Source organism: Enterobacteriaceae bacterium ESL0689, assembly GCA_029433525.1.
Lineage (GTDB): Bacteria > Pseudomonadota > Gammaproteobacteria > Enterobacterales > Enterobacteriaceae > JAQTIF01.
This window is the reverse complement of the sequence record JAQTIF010000001.1, coordinates 1,884,620-1,901,313: the sequence shown is the minus strand read 5'-3', so window position 1 is coordinate 1,901,313 and position 16,694 is coordinate 1,884,620. Positions and strand designations below refer to the sequence as shown.

Here is a 16,694-nt window from a genome sequence, read left to right as displayed (position 1 = left end):
CGCGGGGGTCCCCTCCCCGGCCGGGAATGCGTTCAGCAAGCCGTGTGGCTACGCTCACTCAGCCCACGAAGAAAATAGCGCAGGAGCTGATCGCCACACTGGCGATAATTTTTGTGCTCTGGCGCACGCAGCATGGCGGTGATTTCCGGCATGGATACCCGGAATTTTTGTTGTGTCAAAATGGTGAGAATATCATCGGTTTTCAGCGCAAATGCAATGCGTAACTTTTTCAGCACAATATTGTTATTTATCCGCCGTTCAACAGCCAGCGCGGGTGACGATTCATTTTTACCGCGTCGGTCATAAATCAGGCCATTGAGGAAAATAGCCAGCATAATATCCGGGCAGCGCTGAAACCCCGCCTCATCTTCTTTTTTCAGCCATGCGGTCAGTTGTTCAGCACTGACAACCGCATCGCCGAGGGCAAAAATACGCGCCAGCCCGTGATTATTGACTTTCAGGGTATAGCGCAGACTACGCAGAATATCGTTGGTGATCATAATAATTTCACAATAAAAAAACAGTCGCGCTGAGTCTAGCATGATTCCACTGATTTACAGCCCAATCGCCCCTTTCAGGGTTCTTAAATAACGGCGGCTCACCGGCAGGATATGCCCGTTGCGCATCACCAGATCGGCCTGACCACTCTCTTCAAAACGGATCTCTTTCAGATGCGCGATATTGACCAGATACTGGCGATGACAGCGCAATAAAGGTGTACGGCTCTCCAGGGTGCGTAAAGTCAGTTCAGTAAAGCCCTCCTGCCCTTCACGATCCGTGACATAAACCCCGCTCATCCGGCTGCTGATAAAGGCGACATCGGCCATTTGCAATAGCCAGATCCGGCTGTGACCGGTGCAGGGGATATATTTTAACATCTGCAGGCTATCATCAGGCGGTGTCAGATCCTGTAAGCTGCGCTCCTGACGCAGACGCATCAGCGTCTTTTCGAGGCGGCTGGCTTCTATCGGTTTTAACAGATAATCAAAAGCATGCTCTTCAAAGGCTTTCACTGCATATTCATCAAATGCGGTCAAAAATACGATGTAAGGTCGCTGTTCGGGATCGAGCAATCCGACCATCTCGAGACCATTTATCCGTGGCATCTGAATATCGAGAAAAATCACATCGGGACGCAACTTATGCACCGCGCTAATCGCCTCTATCGCGTTTGCACATTCACCGACTATCGTAATATCGGCCACTGACTCCAGCAAAATACGCAGATTTTCGCGCGCCAGCGGTTCATCATCGACGATCAATACTTTTATCACACGCTTCCTCCACAGGTAGCCGCAGTGTCACACGGGTAAAACGTTCTGGCACACAGGATACCGTCATGTCACAATCTGCACAGAAATGCGCCCGTAAGCGTCGCTCGACCAGACTCATTCCGAGGCCGCTGGTGGGGCAATTTTCCTGATATAGCCCGGCATTATCTTCAATCTCCAGCCGCAACCAGTGTTGACACTGACTGGCACGGATCACGATCTCGCCGATCCCGAAATGCTGTGAAGTACCGTGTTTTATGGCATTTTCCACAATCGGTTGCAGCGTAAACGCCGGTAGCTGGTAATGTGCCAGCGCATCAGGCACCAGGATCTGAATTTGCAAATTAGTCTGAAAACGCGCTTTTTCAATTTGTAAATAGGCATTCACATGTTCGATCTCATCCGCCAGGGTGACAATCTCAGAGGGGCGTTTCAGATTCTTACGGAAAAAGGTCGACAAATACTGCACCAGCTGTCCCGCCTGATCGCTATCACGACGAATCACCGCTTTCAGAGTATTTAACGCATTGAATAAAAAATGGGGATTGACCTGTGCATGCAGCAGTTTTATCTCTGACTGGGTCAGTAACGCTTTTTGCCGTTCATATTGTCCGGCCAGAATCTGCGCCGATAACAGCTGGGCGATCCCCTCCCCCAGTGTGCGGTTAATGGAGCTAAACAGGCGATTCCTTGCTTCGTATAATTTAATCGTTCCAATTACCCGTTGATTCTCACCACGCAGCGGGATCACCAGGGTCGAACCCAGTTTACAGTGTGGGTTGATGGAGCAGCAGTAAGGCACTTCATTGCCATCGGCATACACCACTTCGCCACTCTCAATCGCTTTTTGAGTATAAGACGAGGCGATAGGTTTGCCTGGCAGATGATGATCATCACCAATGCCGGTGAAAGCCAGTAATTTATGACGGTCGGTGATGGCGACGGCGCCAGTACCCAGCTCCTGAATCAGCACCTGCGCCACTTTCATGCTGTTCTCTTCGTTAAATCCCTGGCGTAAGATCCCCTCAGTTAAGGCAGCCACTTTCAGCGCTGTCGCCGAAAAAGCAGAGGTATACTTTTCAAACATCGCCCGCTTATCCAGCAGGATACGCATAAATAACGCGGCACCAACGGCATTGGTCACCACCATCGGTGCGGCAATGTTCTGTACCAGATGCAGGGCACTGCTAAAGGGGCGCGCAATCAGCAGAATGATCACCATCTGTACCAGCTCGGCGAAAAAAGTCACCGCACCGGCGGTTAACGGACTGAATACTTTATCGGGTCGGCCACGCCGCACCAGTACACTATGCACCATTCCGCCCAGTAAACCTTCAATGATGGTCGAGAACATGCAGCTTAGCGCCGTCATGCCACCGAGTGAGTAACGATGCAATCCGCCGGTCAGCCCAACCAAGCTACCGACCAGTGGCCCGCCCAGCAAGCCTCCCATGACCGCACCAATAGCGCGCGTATTGGCGATAGAGTCATCGATATGCAGACCAAAGTAGGTTCCCAGAATGCAAAAAATGGAGAAAGTGATATAGCACAGTAATTTATGCGGCAGACGAACCGTCACCTGCATTAGCGGGATGAACAGCCGTGTTTTGCTCATTAACCAGGCGATGACTAAAAAGACACACATCTGCTGAAGCAGCAGTAACACTAATTTAAATTCATACATCGCTGCAAACCATGACCGTACTGATGACGATGTAACATACACCGCTGGCGCCGTGTTGTCCTCGCAGCAAGGCAAAAAGTGATTTTTTCATCGCAATTTTGCCGCTGGCGAGGACAACCGATAAATCACCACCTGCTTTTGACGGGCTACCTGATGTCGCCAGTCTGCTTTGTCCGTCAATTACAGCAATTCAAATCCACTGCGTCGCACATGTGCAGAATCTTCGCCGATAAAGAGATTAAATTTACCGGGTTCAGCGACATACTGCATATTCTGATCCCAGAATTTAAGCATATCGACGGTCACCGGGAAACGGACGGTTTTTGTCTCACCGGGTTTGAGCGCCACCCGCTGGAAGCCACGTAACATTTTTACCGGACGGCTGATTGAGGCTGTCACATCCTGTATATAGAGCTGGATCACCGTCTCGCCTTCCCGTTGTCCGGTATTACGCACTTGCACACTGGCGCTAATCGTGCCGTTGCGCGGCATGATCGGCGAAGACAGCTTTACATCAGACACACTAAAAGTGGTATAGCTCAGGCCATAACCGAAGGGATACAGAGGGCTATTGTCCTGATCGAAATAACGCGACGTATATTTATTCGGTCTTTGCGGGTTATAAGGACGACCAGTATTGAGGTGACTGTAGTAGACCGGCAGTTGTCCGACTGAGCGTGGAAACGACATCGGTAATTTTGCTGATGGGTCAATATCACCAAACAGGACATCGGCAATCGCATTACCCCCTTCGGTTCCGGCAAACCAGGTTTCGAGGATCGCATCCGCCTGTTGATCTTCCGTTTCCAGCACCAGCGGACGACCATTCATCAGTACCAGCACCAGCGGTTTACCGGTGGTTTTCAGTGCGGTGATTAAATCGCGCTGGCTTTGTGGCAGCGTGATATCGGTACGACTCGAGGCTTCATGTGCCATCCCCTGCGCCTCGCCTACTACCGCTACGATCACATCAGCGCGCTTTGCACAGGCGATCGCTTCGTCGATCATCGCCTGTGGTGAACGTGGATCGACCTGTACCGCAGGTTCATATTGATTGAGAAAAGCGATAATGCCACTATCGTGAGTCACATTGGCACCACGGGCGTAAAGAATTTTACCTTTATCACCGAGCACATTTTTGATCCCCGTCAGCACGGTCACTGACTGCGCAGCGACCCCAGCCGCTGACCAGCTTCCCATCATATCGCGTTGACTGTCGGCCAGCGGCCCGATAACCGCAATCGTCGCCGTTTTTTTCAGCGGCAGCGTCGCCAGACGGTTCTTCAGCAGTACCAGGCTTTGCCGTGCCACTTCGCGTGCTTCTTTACGATGCAGGCGGCTCTCGGCATTGGTATCCTCAGGATCGCTCTCCTTTGGCCCCAGGTGGCTATAAGGATCGTTAAACAGCCCCATATCATATTTAACATTCAGCACATGGCGTGTTGCTTCATTCAGCACAGCCATCGGGACTTTTCCTGATCGCACCAGGCCAGGCAGATATTGACTGTAATACTCATCGCTCATACTCATGTTAATGCCCGATTTGAGCGCGATGCGTACCGCATCCTGCGGATCAGTGGCAACACCATGATTGATCAACTCTTTGATCGCACCATGATCGGATACCGTAATCCCACTAAAACCCCATTTATTGCGCAGGATCTCTTTGAGCAACCAGCGGTCTGCGGTGGCTGGCGTACCGTTCAGTGAACTGAGCGCCACCATGACCGCCCCACTGCCTGCCTCCAGCGCCGCCTTATAGGGTGGCATGTAATCGTTAAATAAACGCTGAGGGCTCATATCGACCGAATTGTACTCTTTGCCCCCTTCCACTGCGCCATAGGCAGCAAAATGCTTGACGCTGGTCATCACAGAGTAGCGATCTGCCGGGCTTTTGCCCTGCATGGCGGTGACCATCGCCCGTCCCAGCACTGTGGTTAAATAGGTGTCTTCACCAAAACCCTCAGACACCCGCCCCCAGCGCGGATCACGGGAGACATCGGTCATCGGTGCCCAGGTCATATTCAGGCCATCATCCGCCGCTTCATAAGCAGAAATGCGCCCTACCGTGCTGATAGCCTCCGGACTAAACGAAGAGGCTAATCCGAGGTTAACCGGGAATATCGTGCGTTGCCCATGAATAACATCGTAAGCAAAAAACAGCGGGATTTTCAGCCGACTAAGTTGCATAACCTGATCCTGCATCACTCGGATATCCGGACGTGTCACGGTGTTAAAAATCGCCCCGACCTGGCCCTGACGGATCATTTCGCGGATCGCTGTTTTGGGGGTATCCGGCCCGACGCTGATCAGTCTGAGCTGACCAATTTTTTCATCGACGGTCATTTTATTCAGTAATTCACTGACAAAAACATCCCGTGCCTGTGGCGTTAACGGGAGGTGTTTGCCGGAAAGTTCATCTGCCAGCACTGGTTGCAGTGCCAGATTGACAATGACACCGAACATACAGAGCCATCTCATTTTATTCTTTTTCCTTAATCTGTCGCTGATAGCAAAACATCATAAAAACGCAGTGTGCCATACATTACAAAAATAGCTGTAAAATATCCGTGTTATTTATCATTTTTGATCGTCGGTTTGCTTGTGGGTATGTCGCCTTAACCACCAGCGGATAACAATAACCAGTGCGATCACCAGCAGCAGCCAGAACAGATACTTCAGATAACCATCAAGGTGATGTAGCCACGGCTCAATCGCTTTGCCACCGAGATAACCGAGCGTGGTAAATAAGCCTGCCCAGACCAGGGCGCCGATAATATTTAGCGGCAGGAATATGCGCGGGGGCAGATGGCTGGCACCGATTAATAAAGGCCCAACCACCCGGAAGCCATACATAAAACGGACACCGATAACAAACAGATAGGGGTGTTGATGAATCATCCGTTGCGCCTGGTTTATCCGTGCCTGATAGCGGGAGAAATGCTGCAAGATCCGGTCGCCAAAAAAATGGCCTAAGAAATACAATAACTGATCGCCAATCATCCCTCCTATCGCCACCGCCATTACCACCAGCGGAAACTTTAATAATCCCTGATGCGCCGCGATGCCGCCAAGCAGGGTGACGGTTTCGCCTTCCGCAAGGCTACCCACCACCAGCGCAATGTAGCCATAATGAGAAATCAAATGATTAAAATCCATGCAAAGCGCCCCCTCCTTCAGGATATCATGTTGCTTTAAGCATATACGCTGACGCTGCGGATTGGGTGAAAGACATTAGTATAAAAGCAAAATAGTCATGCAGGCATTATATCCGCTTGCGCTGTTCTCTTTTTCATTGATTCGATTATTCGATAATTCCTGTTAGCCAGTTGTGATCCTGTCGCTATATAATAGATATAGTGACGATATTTATTTTTATCTCGTTGCTTATATTTAGCCTGCAAACACAATTTTCAGAATATTGATAATGTTTAAATTTCACACTTTTTTGATCAGTCTGGTTTTATCCCTGACGATCTCTGTCACATCACCGGCCATCGCTCAGAAAACATCGCACGCTGCCACGTCACAGCCTGAGATTGCCGCCAGTAGTGCCATTGTTATGGATTTGACCAATAATCAGATTATTTACCAGAACCAGGCCGACCGCGTGCGCCCCATCGCTTCCCTGACCAAAGTGATGACCGCAATGGTGGTGCTGGATGCGCATCTGCCGTTAAATGAAATGTTGACGGTGGATATTCGTCATACTCCCGAGATGAAAGGGGTTTACTCGCGTGTGCGCCTGAATAGCCAGATTAGCCGTCGTAATATGTTGTTACTGGCACTGATGTCCTCGGAGAACCGCGCGGCTGCCAGTCTCGCCCACCATTATCCCGGTGGCTATAACGCCTTTATTCGTGCCATGAATGCTAAGGCGAAAGCGCTGGGTATGAACCATACACGTTATGTTGAGCCTACCGGGTTATCGATTAATAATGTGTCGACCGCACGCGATCTGACGAAGCTGCTGATCGCCAGTGCGCAGTATCCCTTAATTGGTCAGTTAAGTACCACTAAAGAAGCGTTCGCGACATTTAGCAATCCCAGCTACACACTGCCATTTCGTAATACCAATCATCTGATGTATCGCGATAACTGGAATATTCAGCTGACTAAAACCGGTTTTACCAATGCCGCAGGACACTGTCTTATCATGCGCACAGTGATTAATCAGCGCCCGGTAGCGATGGTGGTGATGGACGCTTTTGGCAAATACACCCATTTTGCTGATGCCAGCCGTTTGCGTAGCTGGCTGGAAAACGGAAAAGTGATCTCTGCCCCGTCCGATGCCCGCCGTAATAAGAAACAGCGGGAAGCACAATATGTGGAGGCGCTATTAAACGGCAGTGTACAAACTGCGCAAAACCGTTAGTCAGCCGCCGGAAAGTACGGCGGCGATAGCTGGCGAGGTTTTCAGTGTCCGGATAGCGCTAAACAGGGTCTGAGCCTCGTGATAGTGTTTACGCAAATAACTGAGCCATTGTTTAATACGTGCAACATGATACATTCCATTATCATTTTGTTTTTCCATGTAAATATATTTTTTCAGTAGCGCGTTAACCTCAGGCCACGGCATTGGGGGGAGATTCTCTTTTATGACCCGGCTTAAATTGGGTATCATCAGTGCTCCGCGCCCGACCATCACACCGTCACAGCCGGTGACCGCCAGACAATGCTGAGCACTCTGCCAGTCGTTGACTTCACCGTTGGCGATAACCGGAATCGACAGACGCTGACGAATTTCGCCAATCGCCGCCCAGTTAATGCGCTCTGCTTTATAGGCATCTTCTTTAGTACGACCATGCACCACCAGTTCGCTTGCGCCCGCCTGTTGTACCGCATCGGCAATTTCAAACTGTTGTGCCCCGCTGTCCCAGCCAAGACGTATCTTTACCGTTACCGGTAAATCATCGGGCACCGCTTCACGCATCGCTTTCGCCCCACGATAGATGAGTTCAGGATCTTTGAGCAACATCGCACCACCCCCACTGCCATTGACCAGCTTAGAAGGACAACCACAATTAAGATCCACCCCCCATGACCCCAGCGCCACCGCCCGTGCAGCATTTTCCGCCAGCCATTGCGGGTGCTGACCCAGCAGTTGTATTCGCACACGAGTGCCAGACGGGGTCTGACTGTGGCGATGTAATTCCGGACACAGGCGGTAAAACGATTTTACCGATAACAGCCGGTCTACCACCCGCAAAAATTCAGTCACACAGAGATCGTAATCATTCACTTCAGTCAATAATTCGCGCAACAGCGAATCGAGTACACCGTCCATCGGTGCCAGCAAAACACGCATATCATTACCCGGAGAAAAAGCGCCATTGTGTTAACTTCTGCCTGTCACTTCAGCATCACATCCAGCAGCAAAAACCGCCTCTGACATCGGCTTATCACAGAGATATGCAGAATTCATAATGTGATTAATGGCACATTTTAAAGTTTAATTATATGATGATTTTAATTTATCAAAGGTTATAAATCATGAGTCACTCGTTAAGTCTTGTCTGGCGGTATCTACGGGCCTTCGCACTGATCTACGCCTGTTTATATGCCGGTATTTTTATCGCTTCTCTGCTGCCGATTACCATTCCTGGTAGCATCATCGGTATGCTGATCCTGTTTGTGTTGCTGGCACTACAAATTTTGCCTTCTGCCTGGCTTAATCCCGGCTGTACGCTGTTGATTCGCTATATGGCGTTGCTGTTTGTGCCGATTGGCGTTGGCATTATGCAATACTGGGATTTACTGCGAGTACAATTCGGCCCGGTGGTGCTCTCCTGTCTTCTCAGTACCTTCATTACTTTCGTGATGGTGGGCTGGAGCTCGCACCTGGTACACAGAGGATCTCAGCAAGCAGAAGCAAAAAATGAGGATAAAAATGATGCATGAAATAGTGTGGTCTTTGCCACTGACGTTAATCGTTTTTTTCCTCGCCCGCAAACTGGCGGCACGGATTAAGTTTCCGTTACTGAATCCGCTACTGGTGGCCATGGTGACGATTATTCCTTTTTTACTGATCAGCGGCATTCCCTACGCACGCTACTTTCAGGGGAGCAAAATTCTTAACGATTTATTACAACCCGCCGTTGTTGCGCTGGCTTTTCCGTTATACGAACAACTGCACCAGATTCGCTCACGCTGGAAGTCAATCATGGCTATCTGTTTTGTCGGCAGTGTCATCGCGATGGTCACAGGTACTTTTATTGCCCTATGGCTGGGCGCAACACCACAAATCGCCGCCTCGATTCTCCCTAAATCGGTCACCACGCCAATTGCGATGGCGGTCAGTAGCAGCATTGGCGGTATCCCGGCAATCAGTGCAGTGTGTGTCATTTTTGTTGGCATTATTGGTGCCGTATTCGGTCATACCTTACTGAATCTCATGCATATTGAGACTAAGGCCTCGCGCGGGTTAGCGATGGGGACCGCCTCACACGCACTGGGGACAGCCCGCTGCGCGGAAGTGGATTATCAGGAAGGCGCTTTCAGTTCACTGGCCCTGGTGCTCTGCGGAATTATTACTTCACTGCTCGCCCCCTTTTTGTTTCCGCTGATCCTGGCGCTAGCGAGCTGAATGTGATTTTTATTACATTTATGAGTGCAATATAACGTATTTGCGATAACAATGTGGCAGCATTCGCGTATCGCGGTTTTGAGTCTCCTGAACGCGATCTCTATTACATTGTTATGAGGCAACATCATGCACTTACGTTTTCAGTCTGCCCTGCCCCTGCTGATGGCCGATTTACAATCGGCTATCACGCCGATGCTGGCCGACCGCCATTTTCCGGCACGGCTCACCGCAGAACAGATTGCACACTTGCGCCAGAAAACATCACTTGATGAAGACGCACTGGCTTTCGCGCTGCTGCCACTGGCAGCGGCCTGTGCGCGTACCGCTATTTCTCATTTTAATGTCGGCGCTATCGCCCGTGGCATAAGTGGCAGCTGGTATTTCGGCGGTAATATGGAATTTCCTGGTACGACCATGCAGCAAACCCTGCATGCAGAACAGAGCGCTATCTGTCACGCCTGGCTCAGCGGTGAACAATCCCTGCACGCACTCACGGTTAACTACACCCCCTGCGGCCATTGCCGCCAGTTTATGAATGAGCTGAATAGCAGTCAGCAATTGCAGATCCACCTCCCTGATCGTGCCGCCTGTTCGCTACAACACTATCTCCCGCAAGCCTTCGGCCCGCGGGATTTGGGGATAAAAACATTGCTGATGGATAAACAGGATCATGGTTTCCCGTTAAGCGGCGATCCCCTGATGCAGGCCGCTATCCAGGCGGCTAACGGTAGCCATATGCCCTACAGTGGTTCGCCGTCTGGCGTGGCGCTGGCGCTGAAAGATGGCACGATTTTCAGCGGCAGCTATGCGGAAAACGCGGCCTTTAATCCCACGTTGCCTCCTTTGCAAAGTGCACTTAACCTGCTTAGCCTGCACGGTTATGACTATGCTGACATTCAGCGGGCGGTTCTGGCTGAAAAAGCAGAGGCTTCACTGAGCCAGTGGGATACCACCCGTTCCATGCTAAAAACACTGAATTGTCAAAATATTGAACGCATATTCCTCGGTTAATTATCATTCTGATGTTGCGGGTCAATTGACCCGCTGTGCTGAAAATCACGACAATTAAACAATGCTTTCTTGCGCTTATCCGGCAGGTAAAGTAGCCTGATAGCTCTGTTATTCTGATGAGCCAGCTTCATGTTAAAGCGTGTGTTATACAGCTTGTTAGCCTTATTCGGTTTACTGCTGTTACTTGTGCTGGGCCTTGATCGCTGGATAAGCTGGAAAACAACCCCTTATATTTATGATGAATTACAGGATCTGCCTTATCGTCAGGTCGGGGTGGTACTCGGTACAGCGAAATACTATCGCACAGGCGACATTAATCAGTATTATTACTACCGTATTCAGGGGGCATTAAATGCTTATAACAGTGGAAAGATCAATTATCTGTTACTGAGCGGTGATAATGCACAGCACAACTACAATGAACCGATAACCATGCGCCGTGATTTCATTAAAAACGGTGTTGATCCTGCGGATATCGTGCTGGATTATGCCGGTTTTCGTACCCTTGATTCGATTGTGCGCACCCGCAAAGTGTTTGATACCAATGATTTTATCATCATTACCCAGCGCTTTCATTGCGAGCGGGCACTGTTTATCGCGCAGTATATGGGGATTCAGGCGCAATGTTATGCCGTTCCTTCCCCGAAAAATATGTGGAGTGTGCGTCTGCGTGAGTTCGCCGCCCGTTTCGGTGCGCTGGCTGATCTGTATCTTTTTAAACGTGAACCGCGCTTTTTAGGCCCGCAGATCCCGATCCCCGCGTCCCAGGAGGTGCCTGAGGGAAGCCAGTCTTATCCGGCAGTGACCTATGAGCAATTGCTGGACGCTCAAAAGATACCGAAGCCCGATCCTGCTGATACCAGTCATTATCGCACCGCTACCAAGCACCACTGAACATGATATCGCGTTCAGTAGTGATGACGAACCGCACGCAGAAATTCCTGACGGGTATTCTGGCTGGACTTAAACAAGCCACCCAATGACGTGGTGGTCGTCGCGCTGGTAGCATCACAGATACCTCGTGCTTTCACGCAATAATGGACAGCATCAATAGAGACGGCGACATTATTCGTCCCTAGCAGTGTCTGCAACGCGGTCAGGATTTGTTGTGTCAGGCGCTCCTGTACTTGCGGGCGCTGAGAAAAAAACTGCACAATACGATTGATTTTCGATAAGCCAATGACGGCATCTTTCGGAATATAAGCTACGGTGGCTTTACCATCAATGGTCACAAAGTGGTGTTCGCAGGTACTGGTTAAGGTGATGTCGTGAACCGTTACCATTTCATCAACCTGCATTTTATTTTCGATCACCGTGATTTTGGGAAAGCGGGTATAGTCAAGGCCAGAGAAGATCTCATCAACATACATTTTCGCTATCCGATGCGGTGTCTCTTTCAGGCTGTCATCGGTCAGATCAAGATTGAGCAATTGCATAATGTCCGCCATATGACCAGCAATCAGACGCTTGCGCATCTCATCGCTTATTTCCAGCGCTGGCGGCTGCAAGGGGGTTTCCAGCCCACGGGCAACCAGCGCATCATGAACAAGCCGGGCTTCTTTACTCAATGCTGACATTTCATTCTCCTGCAAGCATCATAGGCTTTACTTTTCTGCGGATAAAACAGCGCTTGCCTGTAATCCCGCCGATATACCGGGTCATAATGACAGTTTTCCTGCTGGAGAATATCATATTTTTATATCATAACGGATAAAACTTCTCCCCGGACTATCGCCCCTTTATCCGTAACGAAAAACAGGATTTCTCACGGTGAATTTATAAAAATTTTTTAGCGCCTGGCCACCTGGCGCAGCCCGTCTGGACAGCGACAGCGCAGCATACAGGGAGTACCTGAGCATGTCAGGCACTGCCCAGGACCAGAATGGTAAGTCAAGCCAGGCGCTTAATATGGTCAATATAGTTTTTAGCAGATATCTCTAAATCAGCGAGGGTATATTGCGGTGCGACCCCCGGATCACTGATGGCACCATTAAAATAAAAGAGCGGCTGATAATCGGCCCTGATATATTTCGCGACCATTTCAAAAGGTCTTAATATATCCGGCAATGTAAAACCACAACGCCCTGCCTGACTAAAGTCTTTTTCACTCCCCCCTGCCGATACAGCAAGCCCCATTTTACGCCCCTGCAACTGAGTTGCAGTTGAACCATACGCCCAGCCATAGGTAAACACATCATCAAACCATTTCTTTAATAACGGTGGACAATTAAACCAATAAAGCGGAAATTGAAATATAATACCAGCATGGTCTTCAATTATCTTCTGTTCTTTTGCAATATCAATATGCCAGTCCGGATAGGATGGATAGAGCTCATGTATAGTAAAAAGCTCAGGATATTTTTTTACTTCCTCCAGCCAGCGTCGATTGATCACAGAGGTTTGAATACTGGGATGAGCAACAATAATAAGGGATTTTTTCATTTAAAACTCCGGAAATATAAATAGTGTAAACAGCTGGTTTCAGAAAATATATTCAGAAAAATTAACTATGAAAAGTATACGAGTCACTGAATTTTATGTAAAGTACTATCCCGAATGTAATATACTTACTTGCAGGATAGTATAAATGATCAATATCCCTTGTGATGGCCCCATACTGAAGCTGGATGATACGGGTTTTGGATATACACTTTCGCTGATTAATGGCAAGTATAAGATGGTCATCATCTATTGGCTTTATCAAAATAAAGTGATGCGATTTAATCAACTAAAACGAGTTGTTGGCACCATTTCATTTAAGACATTAAGCACCACATTAAAAGAGTTAGAAGGTGACCAACTGATTGAAAGAAAAGAGTACCCGCAGATACCGCCTAAAGTCGAATATCGTTTGACCAGCCGGGGAACATCTTTAGTTCCCATATTTAATCTGATGTGCCGCTGGGGAGAGGATAACCGAATTTGATTTTACCGGAGGCCAGAAAGCGCTGCCGGGCGTATGACAGAGACTTTGTTGAATAAATCAGGGGCAGTCGATGGGGACTACGGTTCCCTCGGATACATCCGTTATGCGATCCTGACACTATGCGGCATACCCAACGATGTTATTCGGTTCAGCGCTTTGATCATCGCCATCGCTTCATCCACCTGCGCATCATAGTCTCGCAGGCTCAGATAACCTCCCGGCAATGTTTTGACGCAGTACATTGCTGCTTCTGTCACTGAACGCCGGTGATGGCGCTCCCCTGGCTGGCAAACATTGATTAATGGTCGGTGGGCCAGAACAGCGCGTTCAGGCGGTCTTATTGGATGAGGGTTGCCATGGGTAAGGGTCGCGATCACGTTATATGATATAACCATTATTTCACACAGAACTCTCTGGCACTATAATCTCATAGTCAAACCTGAGGACAGAATATGACACCTGTCGATGATGCTGTGCTTAAATTTGTCAGAGATGAATTACGTTGTGAGGCGCTTGATATTGATTCATCACTGAGTACAGGTAAATATCTGACTGTTCGTGAAGATGTCTATGAACTGGTCGATAAATATGCTGAGGTTTTTGGTGTTGATTGTAGTTCTATAGACTGGCGTCGTTATTTCCCAATACTCACATTGCCGTTTCTCCCTAATCGTATAATGCCCGCTCGTTTACGCTCAGATCGACATAAGCCCCAGCCGTTTACCGTCAGAATGCTTGCTAAGTCTGCAAAAGTGGGACGCTGGCTTTATGACTGAGCAGTTAAATGAATGATTTTGTAAATTATTCACTACGGGGAAACCGACGGGGACGCTGCGCATGAGTGTCATCAGCTCATCCGGTGGATTAATGAGGCCATCGCGGCAGGAGCCCGACGCAGGGTTGCCTGCCGTGAAGTGAATCTGCGCCTTCGCACCTGGCGGCGCTGGCAAAAGCACCATGAGGATGACCACCTGGCGACTCACCGCTTATACGACAGCATTAATACTGAACCACAAATTCATAAAACAAATGATTTTAATTATCATTTGTATTTACAATCTGTATTGGTTTTGTACAATCCACTGATCTCTTCTTCATTCTTCATCGCATTCATCAAGTAAATCAACATTGTTTACCGGGTTATTGCCATGAAGTTTTATTGATTTAAAAGGGAATACCAGAATGACAAAACCACAGACCAAAATACTCTCTACGGTAATAGGTATCGCTGTACTGCCCTCTTTTGTTCACGCCAGTGATGAAACCATGGTGGTTACCGCTACCGGATTTGAACAAAAAATCAATAATGCCCCTGCCTCTATTACTGTAATTACTAAACAGGAAATTGAAGATAAGGCCTGGCGCGATATCACTGATGCGCTAAAAGATGTTCCTGGGATTGTCGTGACCGACGGTGCCAGCAATAGTGATATCAGTATCCGGGGGATGTCCGCAAAATACACACTATTTCTGGTTAACGGCAAACGTATCAGTACCCGTGATACTCGTCCCAATAGTGATAATTCAGGGATTGAGCAAGGATGGTTACCGCCGCTGGAGTCGATTGAGCGCATTGAAATCATCCGCGGCCCCATGTCTTCGTTATACGGTTCCGATGCGATGGGAGGCGTGATTAACATCATCACCAAAAAAATCTCCACCACCCGTGCCTGGACCGGTTCTTTGCACGCTGACGCAACACACCAGCAACATCACCGTTCCGGGGATCTCTTACAAACCGATGCTTATGCTTCCGGGCCGTTAATTAATGGCTTGTTGGGTGCCAGCGTCACGGGCCTTTTCTCTCGTCGTGCGGAAGATAAAATCATCAACGGTTTCAGCGAGCAGCGGATGCGCGATGGCGGGATCACGCTGAATCTCACTCCCGATGATAAAAATGATTTTGATTTCAGCTATACACGCGAACTTCAGGAGCGTAACGGTACGCCGGGCAAAACGATAGCATCGCAAAACTGTCGGGGACAGGTGTGTACCCCCAGTCGCAAAAGTGAGGATCAGTATCAGCACAGCACGTATACCCTGAGCCATAACGGCTATTACACCGACTTTAACAGCACCAGTTATATTCAGCGCGAAGAAACCCATAATCCACGCCGCCAGATGAGGTCATACAACACAACCTTCAATAATCAGAACCAAATCTTCCTCAATGATCATACCCTGACACTGGGAGGGCAGTATCTTTATGAAAAACTGACTGACCATACCAGTAACCGGCTGAACAATGCCGATGCCCTGAACCAGCTGACACGCTGGAGCTGGGCCCTGTTTACCGAAGATGAATGGGCGATAACCGAAAGCGTGGCACTGACCGCTGGCTTACGAATGAATAAAGATCAGAATTATGGCACTCACTGGACGCCACGCGGCTACGGCATCTGGCATCTTACTGACAACTGGACGCTTAAAGGTGGCGTCTCTGCGGGCTACCGTGCCCCCGATCTGCGTCAGTCTTCCGCAGGATGGGGACAAGCTACGGGTGGATCACGTCTTAATGGTATTATCATTGGTAACCCGGATCTTAGTGCTGAGAAAAGCCTCAGCGAAGAGCTGGCGCTACTGTGGGATAATCACAGCGATCTGAATGCCAGCGTCACGCTGTTTACCACCCAATTTAAAGATAAGATCACCGAAGTACGCCGTTGTAGTGACAGGTCCGATCCACGCTGTACGCTCGGTCATATTCAGTACGACTTTATCAGCGATCGTATTAATGTCGATAAAGCCGATATGCGCGGTGCAGAAGCCACTTTTGGCTGGAAAATCACCCGTGATATCAACTGGACAACCAACTACACCTATACCCATTCAGAGCAAAAAAGTGGTCAGTTTTCTGGCAAACCGTTGAACAAAATGCCAGGCAATATGCTCAATACCCTTATCGACTGGCAAACCACACCGACGTTCGGCCTCTGGGGTCGCCTCAATTTTCGCGGCAAAACCTCTGAATACCTGAGCCGTACTTCGATGGCGCAGGGAACGCCATCCTATACTCAGGTTGATCTTGGCCTGCGTTATCAGGCCAGCAAACATCTGCTTATCTCTGCCGGTATTTACAATACGCTCGATAAAAAAATTGATTATGCTGATTATGATACTGTGCTGGATGGTCGCCGCTATACTGCCGGGATAACTTACAGTTTCTGATCACATAATAACGAAAATAGCCCTGCATCAGCAGGGCGTTAAATCAGG

The 16,694-nt window shown here is 49.0% G+C and carries 16 protein-coding genes and 1 pseudogene; 8 read left to right on the top strand and 9 right to left on the bottom strand.

The window, feature by feature from the left end; translation table 11 throughout:
- Positions 1-32 precede the first annotated feature (32 nt).
- From PT300_09195 to PT300_09175, 5 genes are all read right to left on the bottom strand, one after another.
- Positions 33-500, bottom strand: coding sequence for a DUF1456 family protein (locus PT300_09195; GenBank protein MDF7680745.1), 468 nt, complete (start codon positions 498-500; stop codon positions 33-35).
- A gap of 54 nt (positions 501-554) precedes the next feature.
- Positions 555-1,274 carry a two-component system response regulator BtsR gene (btsR, locus tag PT300_09190; GenBank protein MDF7680744.1) on the bottom strand — a complete coding sequence of 240 codons (720 nt, stop codon included), beginning with the start codon at positions 1,272-1,274 and terminating at the stop codon, positions 555-557.
- The gene (locus tag PT300_09185) at positions 1,249-2,955 is read right to left on the bottom strand and encodes a sensor histidine kinase (GenBank protein ID MDF7680743.1); all 1,707 of its coding nucleotides are present in this window, start codon (positions 2,953-2,955) and stop codon (positions 1,249-1,251) included. Before PT300_09185 ends, btsR begins: the two co-directional genes overlap by 26 nt.
- Before the next feature lie 180 nt (positions 2,956-3,135).
- Positions 3,136-5,436, bottom strand: a complete 2,301-nt coding sequence (bglX, locus tag PT300_09180) for a beta-glucosidase BglX (GenBank protein MDF7680742.1) — start codon at positions 5,434-5,436, stop codon at positions 3,136-3,138.
- 99 nt (positions 5,437-5,535) lie between these two features.
- Positions 5,536-6,114, bottom strand: coding sequence for a DedA family protein (locus PT300_09175; protein ID MDF7680741.1), 579 nt, complete (start codon positions 6,112-6,114; stop codon positions 5,536-5,538).
- A 265-nt stretch (positions 6,115-6,379) separates the two neighbouring features.
- On the opposite strand from PT300_09175, the gene pbpG reads away from it, so the two are divergent.
- Complete coding sequence (pbpG, locus tag PT300_09170; protein MDF7680740.1) at positions 6,380-7,330, top strand: D-alanyl-D-alanine endopeptidase; 951 nt, start codon at positions 6,380-6,382, stop codon at positions 7,328-7,330.
- On the opposite strand, the gene dusC is transcribed toward pbpG, so the two are convergent.
- Positions 7,331-8,263, bottom strand: a complete 933-nt coding sequence (gene dusC, locus PT300_09165; protein MDF7680739.1) for a tRNA dihydrouridine(16) synthase DusC — start codon at positions 8,261-8,263, stop codon at positions 7,331-7,333.
- Positions 8,264-8,448: 185 nt separating this feature from the next.
- On the opposite strand from dusC, the gene PT300_09160 reads away from it, so the two are divergent.
- From PT300_09160 to sanA, 4 genes are all read left to right on the top strand, one after another.
- Positions 8,449-8,856, top strand: a complete 408-nt coding sequence (locus PT300_09160) for a CidA/LrgA family protein (protein MDF7680738.1) — start codon at positions 8,449-8,451, stop codon at positions 8,854-8,856.
- Entirely contained in the window at positions 8,846-9,541 is a 696-nt protein-coding gene (locus PT300_09155; protein MDF7680737.1) for a CidB/LrgB family autolysis modulator, read from the top strand. The genes PT300_09160 and PT300_09155 overlap by 11 nt, the downstream gene beginning before the upstream one ends.
- A 126-nt stretch (positions 9,542-9,667) precedes the next feature.
- Complete coding sequence (cdd, locus tag PT300_09150) at positions 9,668-10,552, top strand: cytidine deaminase (GenBank protein MDF7680736.1); 885 nt, start codon at positions 9,668-9,670, stop codon at positions 10,550-10,552.
- Between the two features lie 129 nt (positions 10,553-10,681).
- Entirely contained in the window at positions 10,682-11,446 is a 765-nt protein-coding gene (gene sanA / locus PT300_09145) for an outer membrane permeability protein SanA (protein ID MDF7680735.1), read from the top strand.
- Positions 11,447-11,460: 14 nt separating this feature from the next.
- Here sanA and folE read toward each other — a convergent pair whose 3' ends face one another.
- Both folE and PT300_09135 read right to left on the bottom strand, forming a co-directional pair.
- Positions 11,461-12,129 carry a GTP cyclohydrolase I FolE gene (gene folE, locus PT300_09140; GenBank protein MDF7680734.1) on the bottom strand — a complete coding sequence of 223 codons (669 nt, stop codon included), beginning with the start codon at positions 12,127-12,129 and terminating at the stop codon, positions 11,461-11,463.
- A 313-nt stretch (positions 12,130-12,442) separates the two neighbouring features.
- The gene (locus tag PT300_09135; protein MDF7680733.1) at positions 12,443-12,994 is read right to left on the bottom strand and encodes an NAD(P)H-dependent oxidoreductase; all 552 of its coding nucleotides are present in this window, start codon (positions 12,992-12,994) and stop codon (positions 12,443-12,445) included.
- Between the two features lie 145 nt (positions 12,995-13,139).
- Between PT300_09135 and PT300_09130 the strand changes: the two genes are divergently transcribed.
- Positions 13,140-13,478 (top strand): helix-turn-helix domain-containing protein, encoded by a 339-nt coding sequence (locus PT300_09130; protein ID MDF7680732.1) that lies wholly within the window; start codon positions 13,140-13,142, stop codon positions 13,476-13,478.
- Positions 13,479-13,579: 101 nt separating this feature from the next.
- On the opposite strand, the pseudogene PT300_09125 reads toward PT300_09130, so the two are convergent.
- Positions 13,580-13,750 (bottom strand): annotated as a pseudogene (locus tag PT300_09125) (IS5/IS1182 family transposase).
- 180 nt (positions 13,751-13,930) lie between these two features.
- Between PT300_09125 and PT300_09120 the strand changes: the two are divergent.
- Together PT300_09120 and PT300_09115 are read left to right on the top strand one after the other, a co-directional pair.
- Positions 13,931-14,254: a DUF1493 family protein gene (locus PT300_09120; protein MDF7680731.1), complete on the top strand. Its 324-nt coding sequence runs from the start codon at positions 13,931-13,933 to the stop codon at positions 14,252-14,254.
- Positions 14,255-14,660: 406 nt separating this feature from the next.
- Positions 14,661-16,646, top strand: coding sequence for a ligand-gated channel protein (locus PT300_09115; GenBank protein ID MDF7680730.1), 1,986 nt, complete (start codon positions 14,661-14,663; stop codon positions 16,644-16,646).
- Positions 16,647-16,694 lie beyond the last annotated feature (48 nt).

What these genes read in the sequence shown, in the direction of transcription:
- PT300_09195 (MDF7680745.1), bottom strand. Translation starts at nt 500, where the DNA reads ATGATCACCAACGATATTCTGCGTAGTCTGCGCTATACCCTGAAAGTC.
- folE (MDF7680734.1), bottom strand. Translation starts at nt 12,129, where the DNA reads ATGTCAGCATTGAGTAAAGAAGCCCGGCTTGTTCATGATGCGCTGGTT.
- PT300_09130 (MDF7680732.1), top strand. Translation starts at nt 13,140, where the DNA reads ATGATCAATATCCCTTGTGATGGCCCCATACTGAAGCTGGATGATACG.
- PT300_09115 (MDF7680730.1), top strand. Translation starts at nt 14,661, where the DNA reads ATGACAAAACCACAGACCAAAATACTCTCTACGGTAATAGGTATCGCT.
- sanA (MDF7680735.1), top strand. Translation starts at nt 10,682, where the DNA reads ATGTTAAAGCGTGTGTTATACAGCTTGTTAGCCTTATTCGGTTTACTG.
- PT300_09175 (MDF7680741.1), bottom strand. Translation starts at nt 6,114, where the DNA reads ATGGATTTTAATCATTTGATTTCTCATTATGGCTACATTGCGCTGGTG.
- PT300_09185 (MDF7680743.1), bottom strand. Translation starts at nt 2,955, where the DNA reads ATGTATGAATTTAAATTAGTGTTACTGCTGCTTCAGCAGATGTGTGTC.
- PT300_09135 (MDF7680733.1), bottom strand. Translation starts at nt 12,994, where the DNA reads ATGAAAAAATCCCTTATTATTGTTGCTCATCCCAGTATTCAAACCTCT.
- PT300_09160 (MDF7680738.1), top strand. Translation starts at nt 8,449, where the DNA reads ATGAGTCACTCGTTAAGTCTTGTCTGGCGGTATCTACGGGCCTTCGCA.
- bglX (MDF7680742.1), bottom strand. Translation starts at nt 5,436, where the DNA reads ATGAGATGGCTCTGTATGTTCGGTGTCATTGTCAATCTGGCACTGCAA.
- dusC (MDF7680739.1), bottom strand. Translation starts at nt 8,263, where the DNA reads ATGCGTGTTTTGCTGGCACCGATGGACGGTGTACTCGATTCGCTGTTG.
- PT300_09120 (MDF7680731.1), top strand. Translation starts at nt 13,931, where the DNA reads ATGACACCTGTCGATGATGCTGTGCTTAAATTTGTCAGAGATGAATTA.
- PT300_09155 (MDF7680737.1), top strand. Translation starts at nt 8,846, where the DNA reads ATGATGCATGAAATAGTGTGGTCTTTGCCACTGACGTTAATCGTTTTT.
- cdd (MDF7680736.1), top strand. Translation starts at nt 9,668, where the DNA reads ATGCACTTACGTTTTCAGTCTGCCCTGCCCCTGCTGATGGCCGATTTA.